Raw genomic sequence first — 18,574 nt, 5'->3', positions numbered from 1 at the left:
AGTGTGACGTATCTACCCAGGTCGAGGATAGGGGTGGACTGTCATGGCGCTCGACCCGGTTTCGGCCGACCGCAGATCCAGGGCTGCGGACCCGCCCGAGCCAGCGGATCTCGCGGGCCCACCCGAGGTCCCGGGAATCGCCCAGTCCACCGCGCCCCCCGGCGACGCATGGGTGCGCAGCAGCGACTTGCGCCCCCTGCTCAACGGTCTGCGATCACTGCGCGACGGTGACTTCACCGTCCGCGTCGACAGCACTGAAGACACTGTGCTGACGGAGATCGCCGACATACTCAACCAGATCGCCTTGCGCAACGATCATCTGGTCAGCGAACTGCAGCGGGTCCGCCGCGAGGTCGTACGGTACGGCCGGCTGGACGAGCGGCTCTCGGCAAGCCCGGGGCAGGGCTCGTGGGTGACGGGCGTGGACTCGGCCAACACACTGCTCGAAGCCCTGGTGGCTCCGGTGTCCAACGCCACGCGCGTGCTGGACGCGGTGGCTGACGGGGAGCTGACGCAGCGCATCGACATGCACGACGGCAGCCGCCAGCTCCGGGGCGATCTGCGGCGGCTGGCGCGTTGCGTGAACCGCACGGTTGACCAGCTCTCGCTGTTCACCGGTGAGGTCACCCGGGTGGCCCGCGAGGTCGGCACCGAAGGCCGGCTGGGCGGCCGCGCCCATGTGCGTGGACTGTCCGGTGACTGGCGCCTCGTGATCGAGGCGGTCAACACGATGGCGTCCCGGCTGACGTCGCAGGTCCGGGACATCGCCGTTGTCACGACAGCGGTGGCGCGGGGCGACCTCACCCAGCACGTGACGGTGGACGCCACCGGTGAGGTGCTGGAGCTGAAGTTCACGGTCAACACGATGGTCGACCAGCTGCGCGCGTTCGCCGACGAGGTGACCCGGGTGGCCCGCGAAGTCGGCACCGAAGGACAACTCGGCGGCCAGGCACACGTGGGGGACGTCTCCGGAGTCTGGCGAGACCTCACCGACAACGTCAACTTCATGGCGTCCAACCTCACCTCCCAGGTCCGCAACATCGCTCAGGTCACCACCGCCGTCGCCACCGGCGACCTGAGTCAGAAGATCACCGTGGACGCGAAGGGCGAGATCCTGGAACTGAAGTCGACGATCAACACGATGGTCGACCAGCTCTCCGCGTTCGCCGACGAGGTCACCCGCGTCGCCCGCGAAGTCGGCACCGAAGGACAACTCGGCGGACGCGCCCAGGTCCGCGGCGTCTCCGGCGTCTGGAAGGACCTCACCGACAACGTCAACTTCATGGCCGACAACCTCACCTCCCAGGTCCGCAACATCGCCCAGGTCGCCACAGCCGTCGCCCAGGGAGATCTCGGCAAGACGATCACCGTGGAGGCGAAGGGCGAGATCCTGGAACTGAAGTCGACGATCAACACGATGGTCGACCAGCTCTCCGCGTTCGCCGACGAGGTCACCCGCGTCGCCCGCGAAGTCGGCACCGAGGGCCAACTCGGCGGTCAGGCGCACGTCCGGGACGTCTCCGGCCTTTGGAAGGATCTCACGGACAACGTCAACTTCATGGCGTCCAACCTCACCTCCCAGGTCCGCAACATCGCCCAGGTCACCACCGCCGTCGCCGACGGGGACCTCTCGAAGAAGATCACCGTGGACGCCCGCGGCGAGATCCTGGAGCTGAAGGACACGGTCAACACGATGGTCGACCAGCTGCGGGCGTTCGCCGACGAGGTGACCCGGGTGGCCCGCGAAGTCGGCACCGAGGGCCAACTCGGCGGACGCGCCCAGGTCGGCGGTGTCTCCGGCGTCTGGAAGGACCTCACCGACAACGTCAACTTCATGGCCGACAACCTCACCTCCCAGGTCCGCAACATCGCCCAGGTCGCCACAGCCGTCGCCCAGGGAGACCTGTCCAAGAAGATCGACGTCGACGCGCGTGGCGAGATCCTCGAACTCAAGACGACCATCAACACCATGGTCGACACGCTGTCCTCGTTCTCCGCCGAGGTCACGCGCGTGGCCCGGGAGGTCGGCAGCGAGGGCCAACTGGGCGGCCAGGCGCGAGTCGAGGGTGTCTACGGCACCTGGAAGCGGCTGACGACCAGCGTCAACGAACTCGCCCTCAACCTGACCACGCAGGTACGCGCGATCGCCGAGGTGGCCAGCTCCGTGGCCCAGGGCGACCTCACCGGCTCCATCGCGGTCGAGGCCAGCGGCGAGGTCAACGAGCTGAAGAACAACGTCAATCTCATGGTCTCCAACCTCCGCGAAACCACCCGGGCCAAGGACTGGCTGGAGTCGAACCTCACCCGTATCGCCGGTCTCATGCAGGGCCACCGCGACCTGGTCGAGGTCGCGGACCTGATCCTGCGGGAGCTCACCCCGCTGGTCAACGCGCAGTTCGGGGCCTTCTTCCTGGCGGAGGCCGGTGCCGAGCCCGGCCGGGGCCTGCAGTTCATCGCCGGTTACGGCAGCGCCGAAGGCCCGGGCGACAGCACACACCCCGATACCAGAAAGCCGGTGCGGGGACTGATCGCCCAGGCCGCCCTGGAGAAGAAGCGCATCCTCGTCGACGCCGTCCCGCCGGGATACATCAGCATCGAGTCCGGGCTCGGCTCGGCACCGCCGACCAGCATCGTCATCCTGCCGATCCTGTTCGAGGACGAAGTGCTCGGTGTCATCGAACTCGCCTCGTTCAGCAAGTTCAGCGAGGTCCACCTGGCCTTCATCGACCAGTTCGTGAACACCATCGGCGTCTCGATCAACACGATCCTCTCCAACGCACGCACCGAAGCACTGCTGTCGGAGTCCCAGCGGCTCACCGCGGAACTCAGACGCTCCAACGCGGAACTGGAGGACAAGGCCGCCCTGCTGGCCACCTCCTCGCAGTACAAGTCGGAGTTCCTGGCCAACATGTCGCACGAGCTGCGCACCCCGCTGAACTCGCTGCTGATCCTGGCCCGCCTGCTGGCCGACAACCCGGACGGGCATCTCACCGAACAGGAGGTGGACTTCGCGGCCACCATTCACCGGTCGGGATCGGACCTGCTCCAGCTGATCAACGACATCCTGGACCTGTCGAAGATCGAGGCGGGCCGGATGGACGTCCATCCGAGGAAGCTGCCGCTGACGAAGCTGCTGAACTACGTGCATGCCATGTTCCGGCCGCTCGCGAGCGAGCGTGGACTGTCCTTCGACGTCACGGTCGGCGACGGAGTGCCGGGCGAGTTGTACTCCGACGAGCAGCGGCTCCAGCAGATTCTGCGGAACCTTCTGTCGAACGCGGTGAAGTTCACGTCGTCGGGCAGTGTGGAGCTGCGCGTCGAGCGGGCAACGGGCCAGGAGATCGAGCGGGAGGGACTGCCGACGAGCGAACCGATCCTCGCGTTCTGCGTCAAGGACACCGGCATCGGCATCCCGCGGGAGAAACTGACCGTCATCTTCGAAGCGTTCCAGCAGACCGACGGCACCACGAGCCGCAAGTACGGTGGCACCGGGCTGGGGCTCTCCATCAGCAGGGAGATCGCCGGCATGCTGGGAGGCCGGATCGTCGCCGACAGCGAACCCGGCGTGGGCTCCCGGTTCACGCTGTACGTGCCCGCGCGCCACACCGCGGCGACTGCGCCGGTGGCCGAACCCCCGCCGATGCCCGACGGCCCGGCAGCGGAGACCACGGCGCCGCCCGTCCCCGTGCTGCCGGCCGGTCCGATCGACGCTCCCCCGGCGCCACGGCCGACGAGCGTCCCGGAGCCCCCCGTCGGCATGGCGGCAGCGGCCACCGGCCGGGACACGACGAGCTGGGCGGAAACAACTCGGCTCAAGGAGTGGATCACCGGCCGTCCGCGCAAGGTGCTGGACGGGCGCACCATCCTCATCGTCGACGACGACATCCGTAACGTCTTCGCGCTGATGCATGTGCTCGGCCGCGTGGGCATCACCGTCAAGTACGCCGAGAACGGACGCGAAGGTCTCGAGATGCTGGACCGCCATCCCTCCATCTCGCTGATTCTGATGGACATCATGATGCCCGAGATGGACGGCTACGAGACGATCGGCGCTGTGCGGCACTCCCCCCGCTTCGCCGAACTGCCGATCATCGCCCTGACCGCCAAGGCCATGCCGGGCGACCGGGAGAAGGCGCTCGAAGCGGGCGCCTCCGAGTACGTTCCGAAGCCCGTGGATGTGGACCACCTGCTGTCCGTGGCCTGCGATCTGCTCGACCCGCGGGGCCGCTCCGCGGATCCGGGGCCCGAGCAGGCGCCGGACGTCGCCGAGGAGAACGCTGAGGACCCGTCGAGGCGGACACCATGACCACATACCCGACCGAGAAATGCAGCATCCTGATCGTCGACGACATCGAAGAGAACCTGATCGCGCTCGAGGCCCTGCTCGGCCCGCTCGGCCAGGAGTTGGTGCGCGCCCATTCCGGAGAGGAAGCACTGAAGGCCATGCTGCGGCAGGACTTCGCCGTCGTACTGCTCGATGTCCTCATGCCCGGCATGGACGGCTTCGAGACCGCCGCGAACATCAAGCGTCTGGACCAGACCAAAGACGTGCCGATCATCCTCCTGACCGGGGCCGAGGTCGAGACGGACTACGCCTACCGCGGATATTCGATCGGCGCCGCGGACTTCCTCACGAAGCCATTCGACCCGTGGCTGCTCCGTACCAAAGTCAGCATCTTTCTCGACCTGCATCGAAAGAACCGCCAACTGGCCGCCCAGGCCGAGCAGTTGCGGCGTCTCTTCGCCGAGGCCAGGACCGCCCCTGCCCCCGCCCCCAGGGGCCGTGCCGCGTCGGCCGAGGCCGAGGCCACTGCCGAACGCCGCGAGAAAGGAGCGCGCGGGAAAGGACCGCGCCCGCCAGAGACCTCACCCCGTACCGCGACTGCACCGACCGAGGAACGGCTGGCGGAGATCGGCGGACAGTTGGCACAGATCGAACTCCTGCTCCGCGATACCAACGCCGCAGAGGCCCCCACCCTCGCCGACCGCGTCGCCGAACTCGAACGAGCCGTCGGCAGCCTCCGCCTGAGGTCCGAGTGACGCCGGGGGTCAGCCAGCGGAGGACGGCGTGCACTGGCCTTTCGGCGACCAGGCCGGTCCACATTTCCTCACCCCGGGTGACGTCCGGTCACCGTGCACCACCCCACGTCGTACGCGGCCCTCCGCCTGGCCCGCGCACCGTACCTCGCCGCACGGCACCGAGCCAGGCGGTCCGGGTCACGGCGGGACGTGCTCCCCGGCCGCAGCGTGCGTCGGATCCGGGACGTGTTCGACGGTCACCCTATGTGAACAGGGGGGAGATCGCGCGTGCGGTTGTCCTCCGTCGTGCGGCACGGGATCCTGGGGGAGCACGAAGGGAAGCGGTGTTATGGATCGTTTTCCGAATGCGGCCAACGTCGATTTCCACAGTCCTTTGGACCCCAACAAAGCCGCCACCGCGGTGCTGGACGACAAAGGCCGCATTGTCGGGTGGGGTTCCTCGGCCCAGCGCCTCCTCGGACATTCTCCTGAGGAGGTACTCGGCCTGCCGGCCGAGCGGCTGCTGGCGACGACCTCTGAGCAGCGACTGTCTGCCCTCTGCAAGGCGCACAGGACCCGCAGCATCGTCCTGGACCTCTGCCACCAGGACGGACACACAGTGCGCGCGGTAGTGACGTTCAGCCCGCTGTCGCACCAAAGCGGCGCTGCGGTCGTCGTGGTTGCCGCCGAACTGGAGGCGCTCCGCAGCTGGGAGGCGCAACTGGCGATGCTGCAGGGCCTGGCGACCGAGTCTCACGTGGGCCTGACGATCTTCAACACCGACAGGCGCGTCGTCTGGGGGAACGTCTCCACCGATCTGGAGCTCGGAGGGATCGCCCAGTACACCGGTCGGCCTGCCGCGGACCTCTTTCCGGAAGGCGAGTTCATCTCACGCCACCATCCCCCGGACGAGGACCAGGTGATGGATCACGTGCTGACGACGGGGGAACCGATCGTCGGTATGCACTATCGCGGGCGCGCCCCCGCCGACCCGGTGCGCGAGCACGTCTGGTCCTGCTCCTACCACCGGATGCTGGACGCCCGAGGCGAACCGCTGGGGCTGTTCGAGGAGTCCCTGGACATCACCGACCGCTACCGCGCCCAGGAACGACTGTCGCTCCTGGTGCGGGCGGGAAAGCGCGTCGGTGCCTCGCTGGACGTGCGTCGCACTGCGGCGGAACTCGCCGACGTGGCGGTACCGCAGCTGGCCGACGAGGTGCAGGTTGATCTGCCCCCGGCCGTCATCGAGGGACGGCAGCCGCCGACGCGCTCGGCGCCGGGACACGGTCTGCTGCGGATGCACGGCCGGACCCCGGAAGAGTTCCGGACCAGCCCCGTCTCCTACCCACCCTCGTCACCGCAGGCTCTGAGCCTTGCCACCGGCCGCTGCGTCGTCGACGCCTGCCCGAGCGAGGCACCGGGCGAGGCGGGGTCGGCCGCCTCGCACTCCTGCCTGTTCGTCCCGCTGCTGACCCGCGAGGCCGTCCTGGGCCTTGCCACCTTCCGGCGCAACAGCAACCCCGACGCCTTCGGGCCGGAGGAGCAGACACTCGCCGTGGAGCTGGCCGAGCGGGCCGCCGTCGGCATCGACAATGCCCGCCGGTACACCAGCCAGCACGCGGCGGCCCTGGTACTGCAGCGAAGCCTGCTGCCGCGGCATCTGCCTCAGCAGAGCGCGGTCGACGTTGCGTACCGCTACCTGCCTGCCGACAGCCGCGTGGGCGTGGGCGGCGACTGGTTCGACGTGATTCCGCTGTCCGGGGCCAGAGTGGGACTGACCGTAGGTGACGTGGTGGGCCACGGTATGCACGCCGCCGCGACCATGGGCCGACTGCGCTCCACCGTACGGACCCTTGCTCTGCTGGACCTGGACCCGGCCGAGTTGCTCACACGGCTGGACGACCTGGTGACGCAGGAATCGGAGCCCGACGCGGAGGACGGGCTGGGCAGCGAGGCGATGGTGGTGACCTGCCTGTATGCAATCTACGACCCGGTCAGCGGCCGGTGCGTCTGGGCCAGCGCAGGCCATCCCCCGCCGATAGTGGCCGATGCGAGCGGCTCGGTGGCCATGTCCGCTCTGGCGCCGGGACCGCCCCTGGGGCTGGGCGGCCTGCCGTACGAGGACGTTGATCTGGACCTTTCCAACGGCAGCGTGCTGGCGTTCTTCACCGACGGCGTCGTGGAGGATCGGGGCCAGGACATCGACAGCGGGATCGACCGGCTGGCCGAGGTGCTCACCTGGCAGCGATGCCCGCTGGAGGAACTGTGCGACCGAGCGCTGTCGGCCCTGCCGCCCGGACCACAGGTGGACGACGCCACGCTGCTGCTCGTCCGCACCCGGCGGCTCGACGCCGACCATGTGGAGGACCTGGAGCTGCCGTCCGACCCGGCCATGGTGGCTCAGGCGCGAATGCTCACCGAGCGCCAACTGGAGACCTGGGGCCTGTCCGAGCTGTCGTTCACTGCCTCACTCGTGGTGAGCGAACTGGTCACCAACGGCATCCGGTACGCCACCGGACCGGTCGTGCTGAGACTGATCAGGGATCGCTGCCTGCTGTGCGAGGTCTCCGACAGCGCGCAGACCGCACCACACCTGCGGCGAGCGCGCCGGGACGACGAGGGAGGCCGCGGCCTGTTCCTCGTCGCCCAGATGTCCCAGCGCTGGGGCACGCGGTACACCTCCACCGGGAAGACGATCTGGGCCGAGCTGGCCATCCCCAAGGCCTCTGCCGGAGTCGGCGGCGGGATGCTCCGTTGAGCGCAGCCCGCGGCAATCAGCACCTCGCCGGTCACGCACGGTCCTGCTGACCGAGGGCGGCATCGTGCCTGCAGACGGAGACCTCCCCGTCCGACTCCCCTTCACCCTGCGCCCGATCCGCTCATCGGGCCTGGCACGGGCTCTGCCCGTCGTCTGTCTTCCGTTCGCCTCACTCGGATCCAGGAGCCGGACGCCCTCCCGGAACCGGGCGGAGTCCGACGACCTGGTGGCCACCGAGCAGCGCCGCCGCGCCGAAGCGGTGGCCGCGCTGCCGCTGCCCGGACACGCCGTGCGGCCCCGCGAGTCGGCGGGCTTCTTCGACCATCGCCTCGACGCCGCCGCGCGCGCCGACATCCCGCCGGACGGCACCTGGCACACCGTCACCGTCGGTGATCCCGGTCGGCCTGCGCTCGAATCTCGCCCTTGACCTCGTGGTCGCGCGGAACAAGGTGATGGACCTCGAACGCTTCGACCTCCGCTGAGCCTTGAGGTCCCGAAGATCCGGACCATTCCCGGGCCAACGTCCCGCCACTCGCTGCTCGTCGGGCCCCGTGACAGCGCAGGACATCGACGACCGACTACCCGACCACGCTCGCCTCGTCACCGGAAACCCGGCGTTCCCGCGGAGAAGTTGACGCCCGCCTGCAGGCCCCGTAGCGGATCGGGACGGCGGTGTCAGACGCCGTCACGCCTCCCACTCGGCTTGATCGCGCAGGCGCTCGCCGTGAACGTGGGCGGGCCGGGCGGGGCTCGAGAGGATCAACGTCGTCCTGCGCTTCGTCGCCGCCACCAAGAGCATCAGCACTCGCCCCTTGCCCCAGTGCCACGGGTACGAACGGGGTGAACCTGCCGCGCCCTCGTCGGTTCAGGTCGCAGGGAGCGGCACGCTTGTCGTGCTCCGCGAGGCAGCCGTTCTCGCCGCCGGCCCCTCGACGCGGCGTGCGCGCGAGGAGCGGCGGTATGGGGCTCAGGCGGACATGCCGGTGCGTAGCTGGGTGAGCGCGCGGCACAGCAGGCGTGAGACGTGCATCTGGGAGATGTCGAGTTCGGCGCCGATCTGGGACTGGGTCATCTCCTGGCCGAAGCGCATTTCAATGATGCGTCGGTCCCGGTCGTCGAGCTGGTCGATGAGCGGGGCCAGCGTGTGCAGGTCTTCCAGCAGCTCGATGGCCGGGTCTGCTTCTCCGATGACGTCGGTGTAGGAGCGAGTGGTGCTGTACGAGTCGTCGCTGTCGCCGGGCATGTCCAGCGAGCCGGCGGTGTAGCCGTTGGCGGCGACCATGCCTTCGATGACCTCGTCCTCGCTCAGCCGCAGGTGATCGGCGAGTTCCTTGACGGTCGGGTCGCGGTCCAGGCGAGTGGCGAGCTGCTCCTTGGCCTGGGCCAGGTCGACACGCAGTTCCTGGAGGCGGCGGGGCACGTGGACGGCCCAGCTGGCGTCACGGAAGAAGCGTTTGATCTCACCGACGATGTACGGCACGGCGAAGGTCGTGAACTCCACTTCGCGGGAGAGGTCGAAGCGGTCGATGGCCTTGATCAGGCCGATGGTGCCGACCTGGATGATGTCCTCCATGTCGCCGCTGCCGCGGTTGCGGAAGCGACGGGCCGCGAACTGGACCAGGGAGAGATTCATCTCGATGAGGGTGTTGCGGGCGTACTGGGACTCGGGCGTGCCCTCTTCCAGCACCTGAAGCTCGTCGAGGAACAGCTTGGACAGAGCCCGGGCATCCTTGGGCGCGATCTTGCCCGCGTCCTCGACCCAGGGCAGGCCGACGGTGGCTGCGGCCGATGCACCCGGCGTACGCAGCTCTGCTGCATCGGCCCGCTCGGTATCGGTGATCGGCGCAGACGTCGCTGCCATGTCCCCATCCCTCCCCTGGTGGTGCGCTCTTCCTGGACCGCTCCTGCCCCGGGACGGCGCGCGCACGCCTGACCTGCGGCAGGAAGATGAGACGAGGCGGCAGCCTGATCTCACAACGGCATGCGACCTCGGGCACGACGACCCGCGGAACCGCTACGGCCCACGGCCTTGGAGCTGCTGCGGAAGGGCTTGCTGAAGATCCGTCCCAGGATGCCGGGGGCCTTGGCCCCAGCGCGTGATCCGGCTCCCAGGGTGCGCTGGGTGCCACGTTCGGGGTGCCGGGACAGACGAGGTACGAAGAAGGCGAGAACGGCGAGGACGATACAGACAGCAATGATCCCAACAACCATCATGAAGGCTCCCTGAGTTGAGGTGTGCCCCTCCGTTTGCCCTGCGGATCCAGGACCATGCGCCTGGCTCGTGCCGCCCGCCCCAGGGATACGGTCGCCGCGCCGCTCAGCCCGTTGCCGGACCGGGCACCGCGGCCTGACGTTTCCTCGCCGTGTGCAGGCCCCAAGGGGATGTCTCCGATCCCCGCCCGGACGAGCAGGTACCGCCCTTGGCACGTGTTCATGCGGCGCGGCGACTCGGGGCCACCGAAGCCGATTGCGCGCAGGTCCGGAGCGCGTGCCGACCTTACGGGTGTACCTGAATCTCCCCCAGGAACCACCCGCTCACCGCGTCGATGCCAATACGGAACAGCCCACCGTGTTCCGGGTACGCGGTGCCGGCGCTGACGACCTTGCCGCCGCTCAGATGAAGGTAGTTGCCGTCGCGCTCGGGCTGGTCGTGCTCCCACACGAAGTCGGTGGCGAAAATGCTCGCCCGGCTCTCCGAGCGGGAGAGCTGATCGGCGATGTGCTTGGCCCAGACGGCGTGTGGCACCACCTCTCCGGTGATGGTGGTGCCGTGGATGACGAGGGTGATCGGCAGAGCAAGTTGTTCTCGCTCCACGCGGTCGGTCAGCCTCTTCAGGAGGGGGTCCACTGTGCTCATGTCGGGACCCTAGCCCGACCGCAGCCCCGGGCGAGCTGCCTTGGCGGGAGGCGACCTGGCTGGAAGCGGTGATCCGATGCGCATGAGCGGTCGAGAGCGGGGCACACGGAGGGAGCACGACACAGGCCGCCTGGCAGCCGCCGAGCGTGGTTGGCGGAAACTGCACCCGATCCGGATCAGGAAACCGATGGAAACGGGACGCTGTGGGCTGCCAAGAAGCAGGTCCACACGTCGAAGTGACTCGACAAATCGGAGTGGTCATGATTGTTCTTGGGCTGATTCTGCTCATCATAGGGATGCTGATGGGCATATCGCTGCTGACGACAGTGGGCGGCGTACTCATCTTGGTCGGCGCGATCCTTTGGATCCTCGGAGCGACTGGACGCACCGTCGGTAGGCGCAAGCACTACTTCTAGACGAAGCGGTGACCACACGGCGACGCGCCATGTACAGATCGGGGCTCTGCGGAGAACTACCTTCCGTCGAGCCCCGTCTGCGATCGCGGGTGTTGGACCAGGAGCCCGAAGGCGGCAGGGCTGGCCAGGACGAGACATACGGCGACCATGCCCACCATCACCGTGGCCTTCCCTGGGCCCCGTCTGCCGGGGGTCGGAGGTACAGTCTGCTCGCCGCTCCAGCCCGTGCCGGACCGGGTGCCGCGGTCCGACGGTTCCTGTTGTGTTCCGGCCAGGGGGATGCGATGACCGGTACGCAAGAACCTTCCGAGCTGACCCAGCAGGACCCCGAAGCACCGGACGCGTCGTACCTTGAGGCCCGCGTCGTGCAGGCCCGCGTGGTGCGGATACGGCGGCGTCTGGAGCGGCTGATAGGGATCGCGGCGACGGAGGGCAACAGTCTCGTTCCCTTGCGCAACGGGGATGAGATCTTCGGCGCGATGCTGGCCGGGATCCGCCGCGCCGAGTGCACCGTGGACATGATGACGTTCGTGTACTGGAAGGGTGACATAGCCCGCCAGTTCGCCCAGACACTCGCGGAGCGAGCCCGTGCCGGTGTGCGGGTGCGGCTGCTCTTGGACGGGTTCGGCAGCCGGCTGATCGAGACCGAGCAGCTGGATGCGATGGAGCGTGCCGGGGTCGAGGTGGCGTGGTTCCGCAAGCCGCTGTATCTCTCTCCCCTCAAACAGAACCACCGGTGCCACCGCAAGGTCCTGGTCATCGACGAGGAGACCGCGTTCACCGGCGGGGTGGGGATCGCCAAGGAGTGGTGCGGCGATGCGCGCGACGAGAGCGAGTGGCGCGACACGCACGTCGAGGTCCGCGGGCCGGCGGTGGACGGGATCGCTGCCGCGTTCGCGCAGAACTGGGCCGAGTGCCACGACGAACTCTTCGACGAGCGGGACCGGTTCATCGAGCACCGCCCGCAGGGCGATGTCGTCGTGCAGGTGGTCCGCGGCTCGGCCGGCTTCGGCTGGCAGGACATGCAGACCTTGATCCGCGTGATGCTGGAATCCGCCGAGGAACGCTTCCGGCTGACCACCGCCTACTTCTCGCCGGACACGTACTTCGTCGAGCTGCTGTGTGCCACCGTGCGGCGCGGCGTCGAGGTGGAGATCCTGCTACCGGGGCCGCATACCGACAAGCGGGTCTCCTTGCTGGCCGGCCAGCACCACTACGAGAAGCTCACCGCGTGCGGAGTGAAGATCTACCAGTACCAGCCCACGATGATGCACACCAAGGTCATCACGGTCGACCACGTCGCCGCTCTCATCGGCTCGACCAACTTCAACCGCCGCTCCCTCGACCATGACGAGGAGGTGATGCTCGCGGTGCTGGACCAGGATTTCACCGCAACACTGGATGAGGACTTCGAGACGGACAGGGCGGCCAGCGAACTGATCCGGGAGGGCCGATGGAAGAGACGCTCTGTCCTGCAGCGGGCCCGGGAAGTCGCCGTCCAGCCCATCCGCCGTTTCCTGTAGCCACAGCCCGCCTCGACTCGTGCCCCGGCGGGCACCATCAAGGCACGCTCCACGACTGCCTGGGCAGTACAGCTAGGACAGTCTGCGGTACTCCAAGAACGCCACCGAGTCGAGACCCTTAAGACCGGCACTCCACGGGCTGGCGTCCCTCGCGTCGGGCGGGCACCGGCACGTCCCCTCAGCAGCCGGGCGGGTCCATGCCGCTTCGGCTGCCTGCGCGATGGGCCGGGAGGGGAAGGCTCTCTGCGAGGCCGACAGTGTTGTCGATCATGGCCGTCCGATTGCTGCGCTCATTGGCGAGCGCACGCTGACGGATCTCGAAGAGGGCGCCTCCCGGCGATGCGCACTCGCCTGTACGGCGTAACGTCGTCCTTGTGGACGTTACCGCGGACAGCATTGTGTACCGTGCCGCGCACGAGCTCAGCACGAGCGCGGACAGGCTGAGCGCAGAGGTGGCACAGTGCCTGCGACGTGAAGTCCCCGAACTGTGGGAAACCTCGGACATCGCCCGCATGACATCGGAGAACATCACCGAGCACATCGTCGGCATATTGGCCGGCCTCGAGCACGCAATCGAGCCGAGCCGGATCGATCCGCCCGTCGCCGACGTGGAACGGGCGCGGCGGTTGGCCCGGCGTGGGATACCCGTCAGCGCGGTGCTGCGCGCTCACAGGCTCGCACAAGGCATCGCTCTCGACAGATTGCTCGAAAAGTTGCCCCGGCTGACGAGCGATCCCGAGCTGATCAGCGCAGGGGCGCGCCAGCTGATCGCGACAATGACCGGGTACATGGACCGCACGTCGGAGCAGGGCGTCGTGGCGTTCCAGGAGGAGCGGGACCGTCGGCTGCGGTGGCGGCTGACGGTGGTGAACGAGGCGGGAATGCGCATCGGCACCACGCTGGACATCGCCCGCACCACTCAGGAGTTGGCGGACGTCGCCACCGAGCACTTCGCCGACCTCGTCACCGTCGATCTGCTGGAGTCCGCACTCCACGGACACACCACTACGGCGGAGGACCCGCTCCTGCTGCGCCGGCTCACCCAGCGATCAGTGACCGACGGTTACCCGGAATCGACGATCGCGCCGCAGCAGCTTCACACCTACCCTGGCGGATCGCCGCCGGACCGCGCCCTGACCACCGGGCAACCCTCACGGCACCACCTCGGCGGGCCTCCCGACCATTCGGCGGTGAACCCGGAACTCAACCGCGCTGTCGACGCCCAGCCGGTCCACTCGACGCTGGTCGCGCCCCTGTGCGCCCGTGGCACCACGCTGGGCGTCGCGCAGTTCTCTCGCGACCGCAACCCCGACCTCTACGACGACGATCTGCTCCTTGCAGCAGCACCACCCCGCACATGCGCCGTGCCCGTGTCTTCGACGAGGGCGGGCGCGGCCTGCTCCTCGTCGCCCAGCTCGCCGAGCACTGGGGAACGCGCCACGCCCGCCACGGCAAGACGGTCTGGGCCGAGCTGAACGAGAGCGAGTGTCATGAATCAGAGGTTGCGCAGATAGGCGGCAACAAGTAACCCAGTGCGGTTTCGTGCTCCATCCGCTGGCTTCGTCAGTTGGCCGCCGTCGGTGGACCAGGATTCGCTCTCCTGGTCGGGCCGGCCCGCCCTCCGCCGTACGACGGAACTCACGGTTCTGGCCGCCCTCGATCTACATCAAGCACCACCTCGGTCTGGCTGGCCGAAGCGATCAACTGTTCACCGATGACACGGTCACATTGATCCACACCACTTCGCGCAGCTTCCCTCGCGCGGTCAACACCTCTGCCTGCCATCGCTCGGCGCACGTTCGCGACCGGGGAGGGCAGCGGCCGGTGGGTCGGCGTCGTCGACCCGCCGGCCTCGCGTGGCCAGCTGGATGGCCGTGGTCCGCCCGACCGGACCGGCGCCGACGACGGCACGTCGTATGCATCCGCGGCGCGACCTTGGGCACAGGTGAGCATGACCTGTTCCGTTCCTTTCATTCAGCTGCCGCCGTGCGCGCCGGTCATCATTGCGGCGAGGTCGTCGGGGCGGATGAAGGACGGCGGCACGGGCGGGCCCCAGCTGTACAGGGCGCTGGCACCCTCCCATGTCTCGGGGGTCCACAGCTGGTCGTCCACGATGCAGTCCATGTCGGAGTAGTACTCGGAGAAGTTGCCGGCCGGATCCTTGAGGTACCAGAAGAAGTTCGCCCCCAGGTGATGACGGCCCAGACCCCACACATGGCGCTCGGGGTGGCCTTCCAGCATCCGGGTGGCGCCGCGTCCGACCTCATCCACGTCGTCCACCTGCCAGGAGGTGTGGTGGAGGAAGGAGATGGGGGCCTTCTGGACGAGGACGTTGTGGTGGTCGGTGGAGCAGCGCAGGAACGCCGCGCCCGGTACCAGGTCGCTGACCTTGAAGCCGAGCCCTTCGGTGAAGAAGCGCTGGGAAGCCTTCTGGTCGGTGGAGCCCAGGACGACGTGTCCCAGGCGACGGACGCGCACCGGCCCCTCACGCAGTACACCGGGGGCACGCATGCCTGCCCGCTCGACCCGCCCGGGGCCGTTGTAGGGCACCGGGGCGGCCGGGGACTGCACGATGCGCGGCTGCACCTCCACGGTCACCGTCACTTCGGTGCCCGGGTCGACCGCGCGCAGGCGGTGGGAGTCCCGGACGAACGGCTTCTCCAGCCGGTTCAGTGCGGAGGCGATCCGACTCAGGTCGTCGGGGTCGTCGGCGCTCAGGGTGAGCTCCTCCAGGCGGCGTCGTGCCGCGTGAATGATCTTGAGCTGTTCGCCACCGTCAGCAGTGGCAAAACGGCCGTCGCCGAGGTCGGTCAGCCCGAAATCGGCGTAGTAGGCGGAGGTGGCGGCCACATTGGGAACGCCGATCGTGATGTGTGCCACGCGGTGCAGGGCCATGGCAGTCTCCTCGAAAAGCTTCAGTGGGCGGTGATGTACGCAGCAGGTCGATGGGCCGCGCGTCAGGCGGCCTGCGGGCCTTCGGGATAGCTGGGGCCGGCAATCAGCGGATTGCGCAGTTCGCCGATGCCTTCGATCCAGCTGCGCAGTTCCTCACCAGGGGCGAGAAAGCGGCGCGGATTCCGGGCTCCGCCCACGCCGGCCGGTGTGCCGGTGAAGACCAGGTCGCCGGGCAGCAGCGGGCAGATCGCGGAGATCCAGGCGATCTGCTGGGAAACCGAGAAAATCATCTGGGAGGTGCGCGAGTCCTGCATGGTCTCGCCGTCCACCGAGCAGCCGAGTGCGAGGTCGTCGGGGGCGTCGAACTCGTCCGGGGTGACCAGCACCGGCCCGGTCGGGCTGAAGCCGGGGAACGACTTGCCCAGCGAGAACTGGGGCGCCGGCCCCTGCAACTGGACGCCGCGCTCCGAGAGGTCCTGGCCGAGCGTGAGACCGGCCACGTGATGCCACGCGTCCGGGACGGCGACCTGGTACGCCTCGCGACCGATCACCGCTACAAGCTCGACCTCCCAGTCCACCAGGGCACTCGGCAGCGCGATCGTGTCGTAGGGCCCGGTCAGGGACGTGGGGTACTTGGTGAAGACAGCGGGACGCTCCGGTACGGCGGTCGCCGACTCCGTTACGTGGTCGGCGTAGTTCAAGGCAACGGCGAAGACCTGCCGCGGACGCGGAACCGGCGCGCCCAACTGCCGCTCCTCCAAAGGCGTCCGCTGGTGGCCGGTCGCGGCCGCGGACCGGGCCCAGTGGCGGAACTCGGCCCAGCGGTCGAAGACTGCTTGCGGGTCCGAGGAGAACAGCCCGTCGCTGGCCTTCTCGACGTCCACCACACCGTTGTCGAGGACGAGCACCAGACGGCCGTTGAAATTGGCTGTGCGCACGGCACAACACCTCCATGAGAAAGGATGAAAAGGGTGATCAGCCGGGCAGCCGTTCTCGCGCTGCTCGGGGTTGCGGGGCGTGTGGTCGGCCGAGTTCCCACGAAGTCAGGCCTCGGCCCGGCACCAGGACAGTCGCGGCCGCGATTCATGTGGCGTGGAAGCTGTCAGCTCCAGCCTTCCAGGACTGAGCCGGACATCGCCGCACCAGGGTCGTCCCACCCCCGGTGCGTAGTGACTGGCCTGGACGAGGTGCCGAGCAGGGCCATCGCCCTCGCGTTCCTGGGGCCGGCATACGCCACGGTCCGGCCCACTGCCTCCTGGACGTGGGAGGCAACCCGGGCCACATCGGTACGGGGACACCGGTCGGGCACCGACTGGTGTCGCAAGGCGGGAATCATCCGAACAGCAACAGGATCTGGGCCCGCGGCCTGGGCCCTGCCTGTGATGACGTGTGAGCGAGTCAGGCGGCGGGGCGTTGGAACCGCTGCTTGAGCGCCTTCCCGCGCGCCTCCATCGTCGCTTCCAACTGGACCTTCTTCTGCTCCCGGCGTGCCTTGGCGGCATGGCGTTCCGCCGCCGACTCCGCCTCGCGGACCGCTTTGACCTCGGCTCGCACCCGCTCCGCCGGCCTGCGCTCAAGCACCGCACCGAATCGCATGGCGAACACGTCGATCGCTGCCGTGTCGCGCTCGGCGACCTCGGCAACCAGCACCGTGCTGCCAGCGCTGACCTCGTCGGCCACCAGGGCCACCAAGCCGGAACTCTCCGTCGCCCGCCGCCAGTCGGCGCCGCCGCCCACCAGGGCGCCGGTGCCCCAGCCCAGCACCACGCCAAGCGGTCCGCCCAGCAGGCCCACCACCGAACCGACCAGCCCGCCGACCAGGGTGCCCTCTCCCGCCCTGGTGTCCACGCCCTCCGGAATCCGCACCGTCCCGTCCTCCTGGCGCTCGACGAGCATCGCGCCCCGGACCTCCACGGTCGAGCTGCCAAGCCGCTGCAGCTCACTGAGCGCCTGGTAGGCGGAGGCCTGCTCGGTGAAGCGGAAGACGACGATGTTCTCGGTCCTGTCCATTGCCACTCCTCAACTGCTCATAGGTCCTGTAATCGGCGGGAGCCTCGCCTGTGAGACAGTATGTATCGGAGATACTTTGTGAGTCAAGTCGTCTCATAGATGTCGAGTGACGTCGTCGGCAGCAGGCAGCCGGCGCCGGGCCACGGTCTACCCACCGGCCGCAGCCTGACCGGCTCCGACCGCAGCGGGCGGGCGCTGACACATTCGCCACGGCGAAGCCCGGGACCGCCTTCCCGCTCTAGCGATTCGTGCCGGTGTCGCCCTCGTCGTTCGAAGAGCCTCGCCCCTCGGTCTCGTCCTTGGCGGAAGGGCCCTTCTCCCGCCCCTCCAAGAGCTCCAGGAGCGCAGCGTCTGCCTTCTTCTGGTCTTCCTTCGTCAGTTCGAGAGGCGCGTTGTTGTAGACGGTGTACCGGTCCGGATAGATGATGTTGGTGGTCCTCAAGGTGAACGTCAGAAGCGAGCGCCAGCCCTTACGGTGGCCAACCCTCACTTGGATTTGAACCTTGTAGTCACGGGCCTCCGGAACAAACCCGGAAAACGGCGCCTCGAACTCGATGAAGCGTTGTTGCGCTTCTCTGCCAGCCACAACGAATCCGGCCGGCAGCTTCCGCTCCTCGTCCGGCCCGGGCTGGAGACGGGATGGTGAAGACGTCCACAGGAGTGGCAGATGAGAGGCGGGCTCATCGGGGAAGCTCAGCATGAGATCCTGCACAACTATCGGCTTGGCACCGGTGTTGTGAAGGACGAGCGGGAGCCGCAGGCGAACCATGGATCCGTGGCAAATCGCCGCAAAGGAATGAGGCTCCCACGTCTCCAGGCGCCCCTGTCTGGCGTTGAGCCACCAGAATGAGGCAACGGTGAAGACCAATGCGCTGACCGACACAACGCTGGCAGCAGAAAGCGATGAGAACGCATTCTGATCAGCAGCGGCCATCAGCGGAAGCACAAATTCAGTGTGCCAGCCTCAGGGTGGGCACGCTAATAGGACTCGATGACGAGGGACCCTTGAGTGACCCAGCCTCTCGATGCGTCGCAGCTGGGCCACCCTGGGCCGCCTGAGTGTCCTTAAGGCGGCGGGGACACCGCCGGCAGGTAA

13 protein-coding genes and 1 pseudogene are annotated in these 18,574 nt (G+C 68.2%); 6 read left to right on the top strand and 8 right to left on the bottom strand.

Annotated features, from left to right (window positions below; genetic code table 11):
- Positions 1-43 precede the first annotated feature (43 nt).
- The 4 genes from OG766_RS34810 to OG766_RS34795 all read left to right on the top strand — a co-directional run bounded on the left by OG766_RS34810 (position 44) and on the right by OG766_RS34795 (position 8,204).
- Positions 44-4,306 (top strand): HAMP domain-containing protein, encoded by a 4,263-nt coding sequence (locus tag OG766_RS34810; protein WP_328727172.1) that lies wholly within the window; start codon positions 44-46, stop codon positions 4,304-4,306.
- Entirely contained in the window at positions 4,303-5,040 is a 738-nt protein-coding gene (locus OG766_RS34805; protein ID WP_328727171.1) for a response regulator, read from the top strand. Before OG766_RS34810 ends, OG766_RS34805 begins: the two co-directional genes overlap by 4 nt.
- Positions 5,041-5,368: 328 nt before the next feature.
- Positions 5,369-7,777 (top strand): SpoIIE family protein phosphatase, encoded by a 2,409-nt coding sequence (locus OG766_RS34800; protein WP_266389126.1) that lies wholly within the window; start codon positions 5,369-5,371, stop codon positions 7,775-7,777.
- Between the two features lie 64 nt (positions 7,778-7,841).
- Positions 7,842-8,204, top strand: coding sequence for a hypothetical protein (locus tag OG766_RS34795; protein WP_266389123.1), 363 nt, complete (start codon positions 7,842-7,844; stop codon positions 8,202-8,204).
- 540 nt (positions 8,205-8,744) lie between these two features.
- On the opposite strand, the gene OG766_RS34790 is transcribed toward OG766_RS34795, so the two are convergent.
- The 3 genes from OG766_RS34790 to OG766_RS34780 form a co-directional block, all read right to left on the bottom strand.
- The gene (locus OG766_RS34790) at positions 8,745-9,638 is read right to left on the bottom strand and encodes an RNA polymerase sigma factor SigF (RefSeq protein ID WP_328727170.1); all 894 of its coding nucleotides are present in this window, start codon (positions 9,636-9,638) and stop codon (positions 8,745-8,747) included.
- Between the two features lie 110 nt (positions 9,639-9,748).
- A complete protein-coding gene (locus OG766_RS34785; protein ID WP_266389118.1) occupies positions 9,749-9,991 on the bottom strand; it encodes a DUF6411 family protein in 243 nt (80 codons plus the stop codon).
- 283 nt (positions 9,992-10,274) lie between these two features.
- Positions 10,275-10,634, bottom strand: a complete 360-nt coding sequence (locus tag OG766_RS34780; protein WP_266389115.1) for a hypothetical protein — start codon at positions 10,632-10,634, stop codon at positions 10,275-10,277.
- Between the two features lie 700 nt (positions 10,635-11,334).
- On the opposite strand from OG766_RS34780, the gene OG766_RS34775 reads away from it, so the two are divergent.
- Positions 11,335-12,573, top strand: a complete 1,239-nt coding sequence (locus OG766_RS34775) for a phospholipase D-like domain-containing protein (RefSeq protein ID WP_328727169.1) — start codon at positions 11,335-11,337, stop codon at positions 12,571-12,573.
- 667 nt (positions 12,574-13,240) lie between these two features.
- Here the strand turns inward: OG766_RS34775 and OG766_RS36805 are convergent.
- A complete protein-coding gene (locus OG766_RS36805) occupies positions 13,241-13,480 on the bottom strand; it encodes a hypothetical protein (RefSeq protein ID WP_443045582.1) in 240 nt (79 codons plus the stop codon).
- Positions 13,481-13,912: 432 nt separating this feature from the next.
- Between OG766_RS36805 and OG766_RS36800 the strand changes: the two are divergent.
- Positions 13,913-14,101 (top strand): annotated as a pseudogene (locus OG766_RS36800) (ATP-binding protein); the annotation flags it as partial.
- Between the two features lie 446 nt (positions 14,102-14,547).
- Here the strand turns inward: OG766_RS36800 and OG766_RS34765 are convergent.
- The 4 genes from OG766_RS34765 to OG766_RS34750 form a co-directional block, all read right to left on the bottom strand.
- A complete protein-coding gene (locus OG766_RS34765; protein WP_266389108.1) occupies positions 14,548-15,468 on the bottom strand; it encodes a VOC family protein in 921 nt (306 codons plus the stop codon).
- A 62-nt stretch (positions 15,469-15,530) separates the two neighbouring features.
- Positions 15,531-16,406, bottom strand: coding sequence for a fumarylacetoacetate hydrolase family protein (locus OG766_RS34760; protein WP_266389105.1), 876 nt, complete (start codon positions 16,404-16,406; stop codon positions 15,531-15,533).
- Between the two features lie 460 nt (positions 16,407-16,866).
- On the bottom strand, positions 16,867-17,478 hold the full coding sequence (locus OG766_RS34755; RefSeq protein WP_266389102.1) for a histidine kinase: 612 nt from the start codon (positions 17,476-17,478) through the stop codon (positions 16,867-16,869).
- Positions 17,479-17,716: 238 nt separating this feature from the next.
- Positions 17,717-18,424 carry a hypothetical protein gene (locus tag OG766_RS34750; protein WP_266389100.1) on the bottom strand — a complete coding sequence of 236 codons (708 nt, stop codon included), beginning with the start codon at positions 18,422-18,424 and terminating at the stop codon, positions 17,717-17,719.
- Positions 18,425-18,574: the final 150 nt, after the last annotated feature.

It is taken from the genome of Streptomyces sp. NBC_00259 (assembly GCF_036181745.1).
In the GTDB taxonomy this organism is placed as follows: domain Bacteria; phylum Actinomycetota; class Actinomycetes; order Streptomycetales; family Streptomycetaceae; genus Streptomyces; species Streptomyces pratisoli.
The sequence above is the reverse complement of the archived record's forward strand: the minus strand, read 5'-3'. Positions and strand labels throughout refer to the sequence as shown.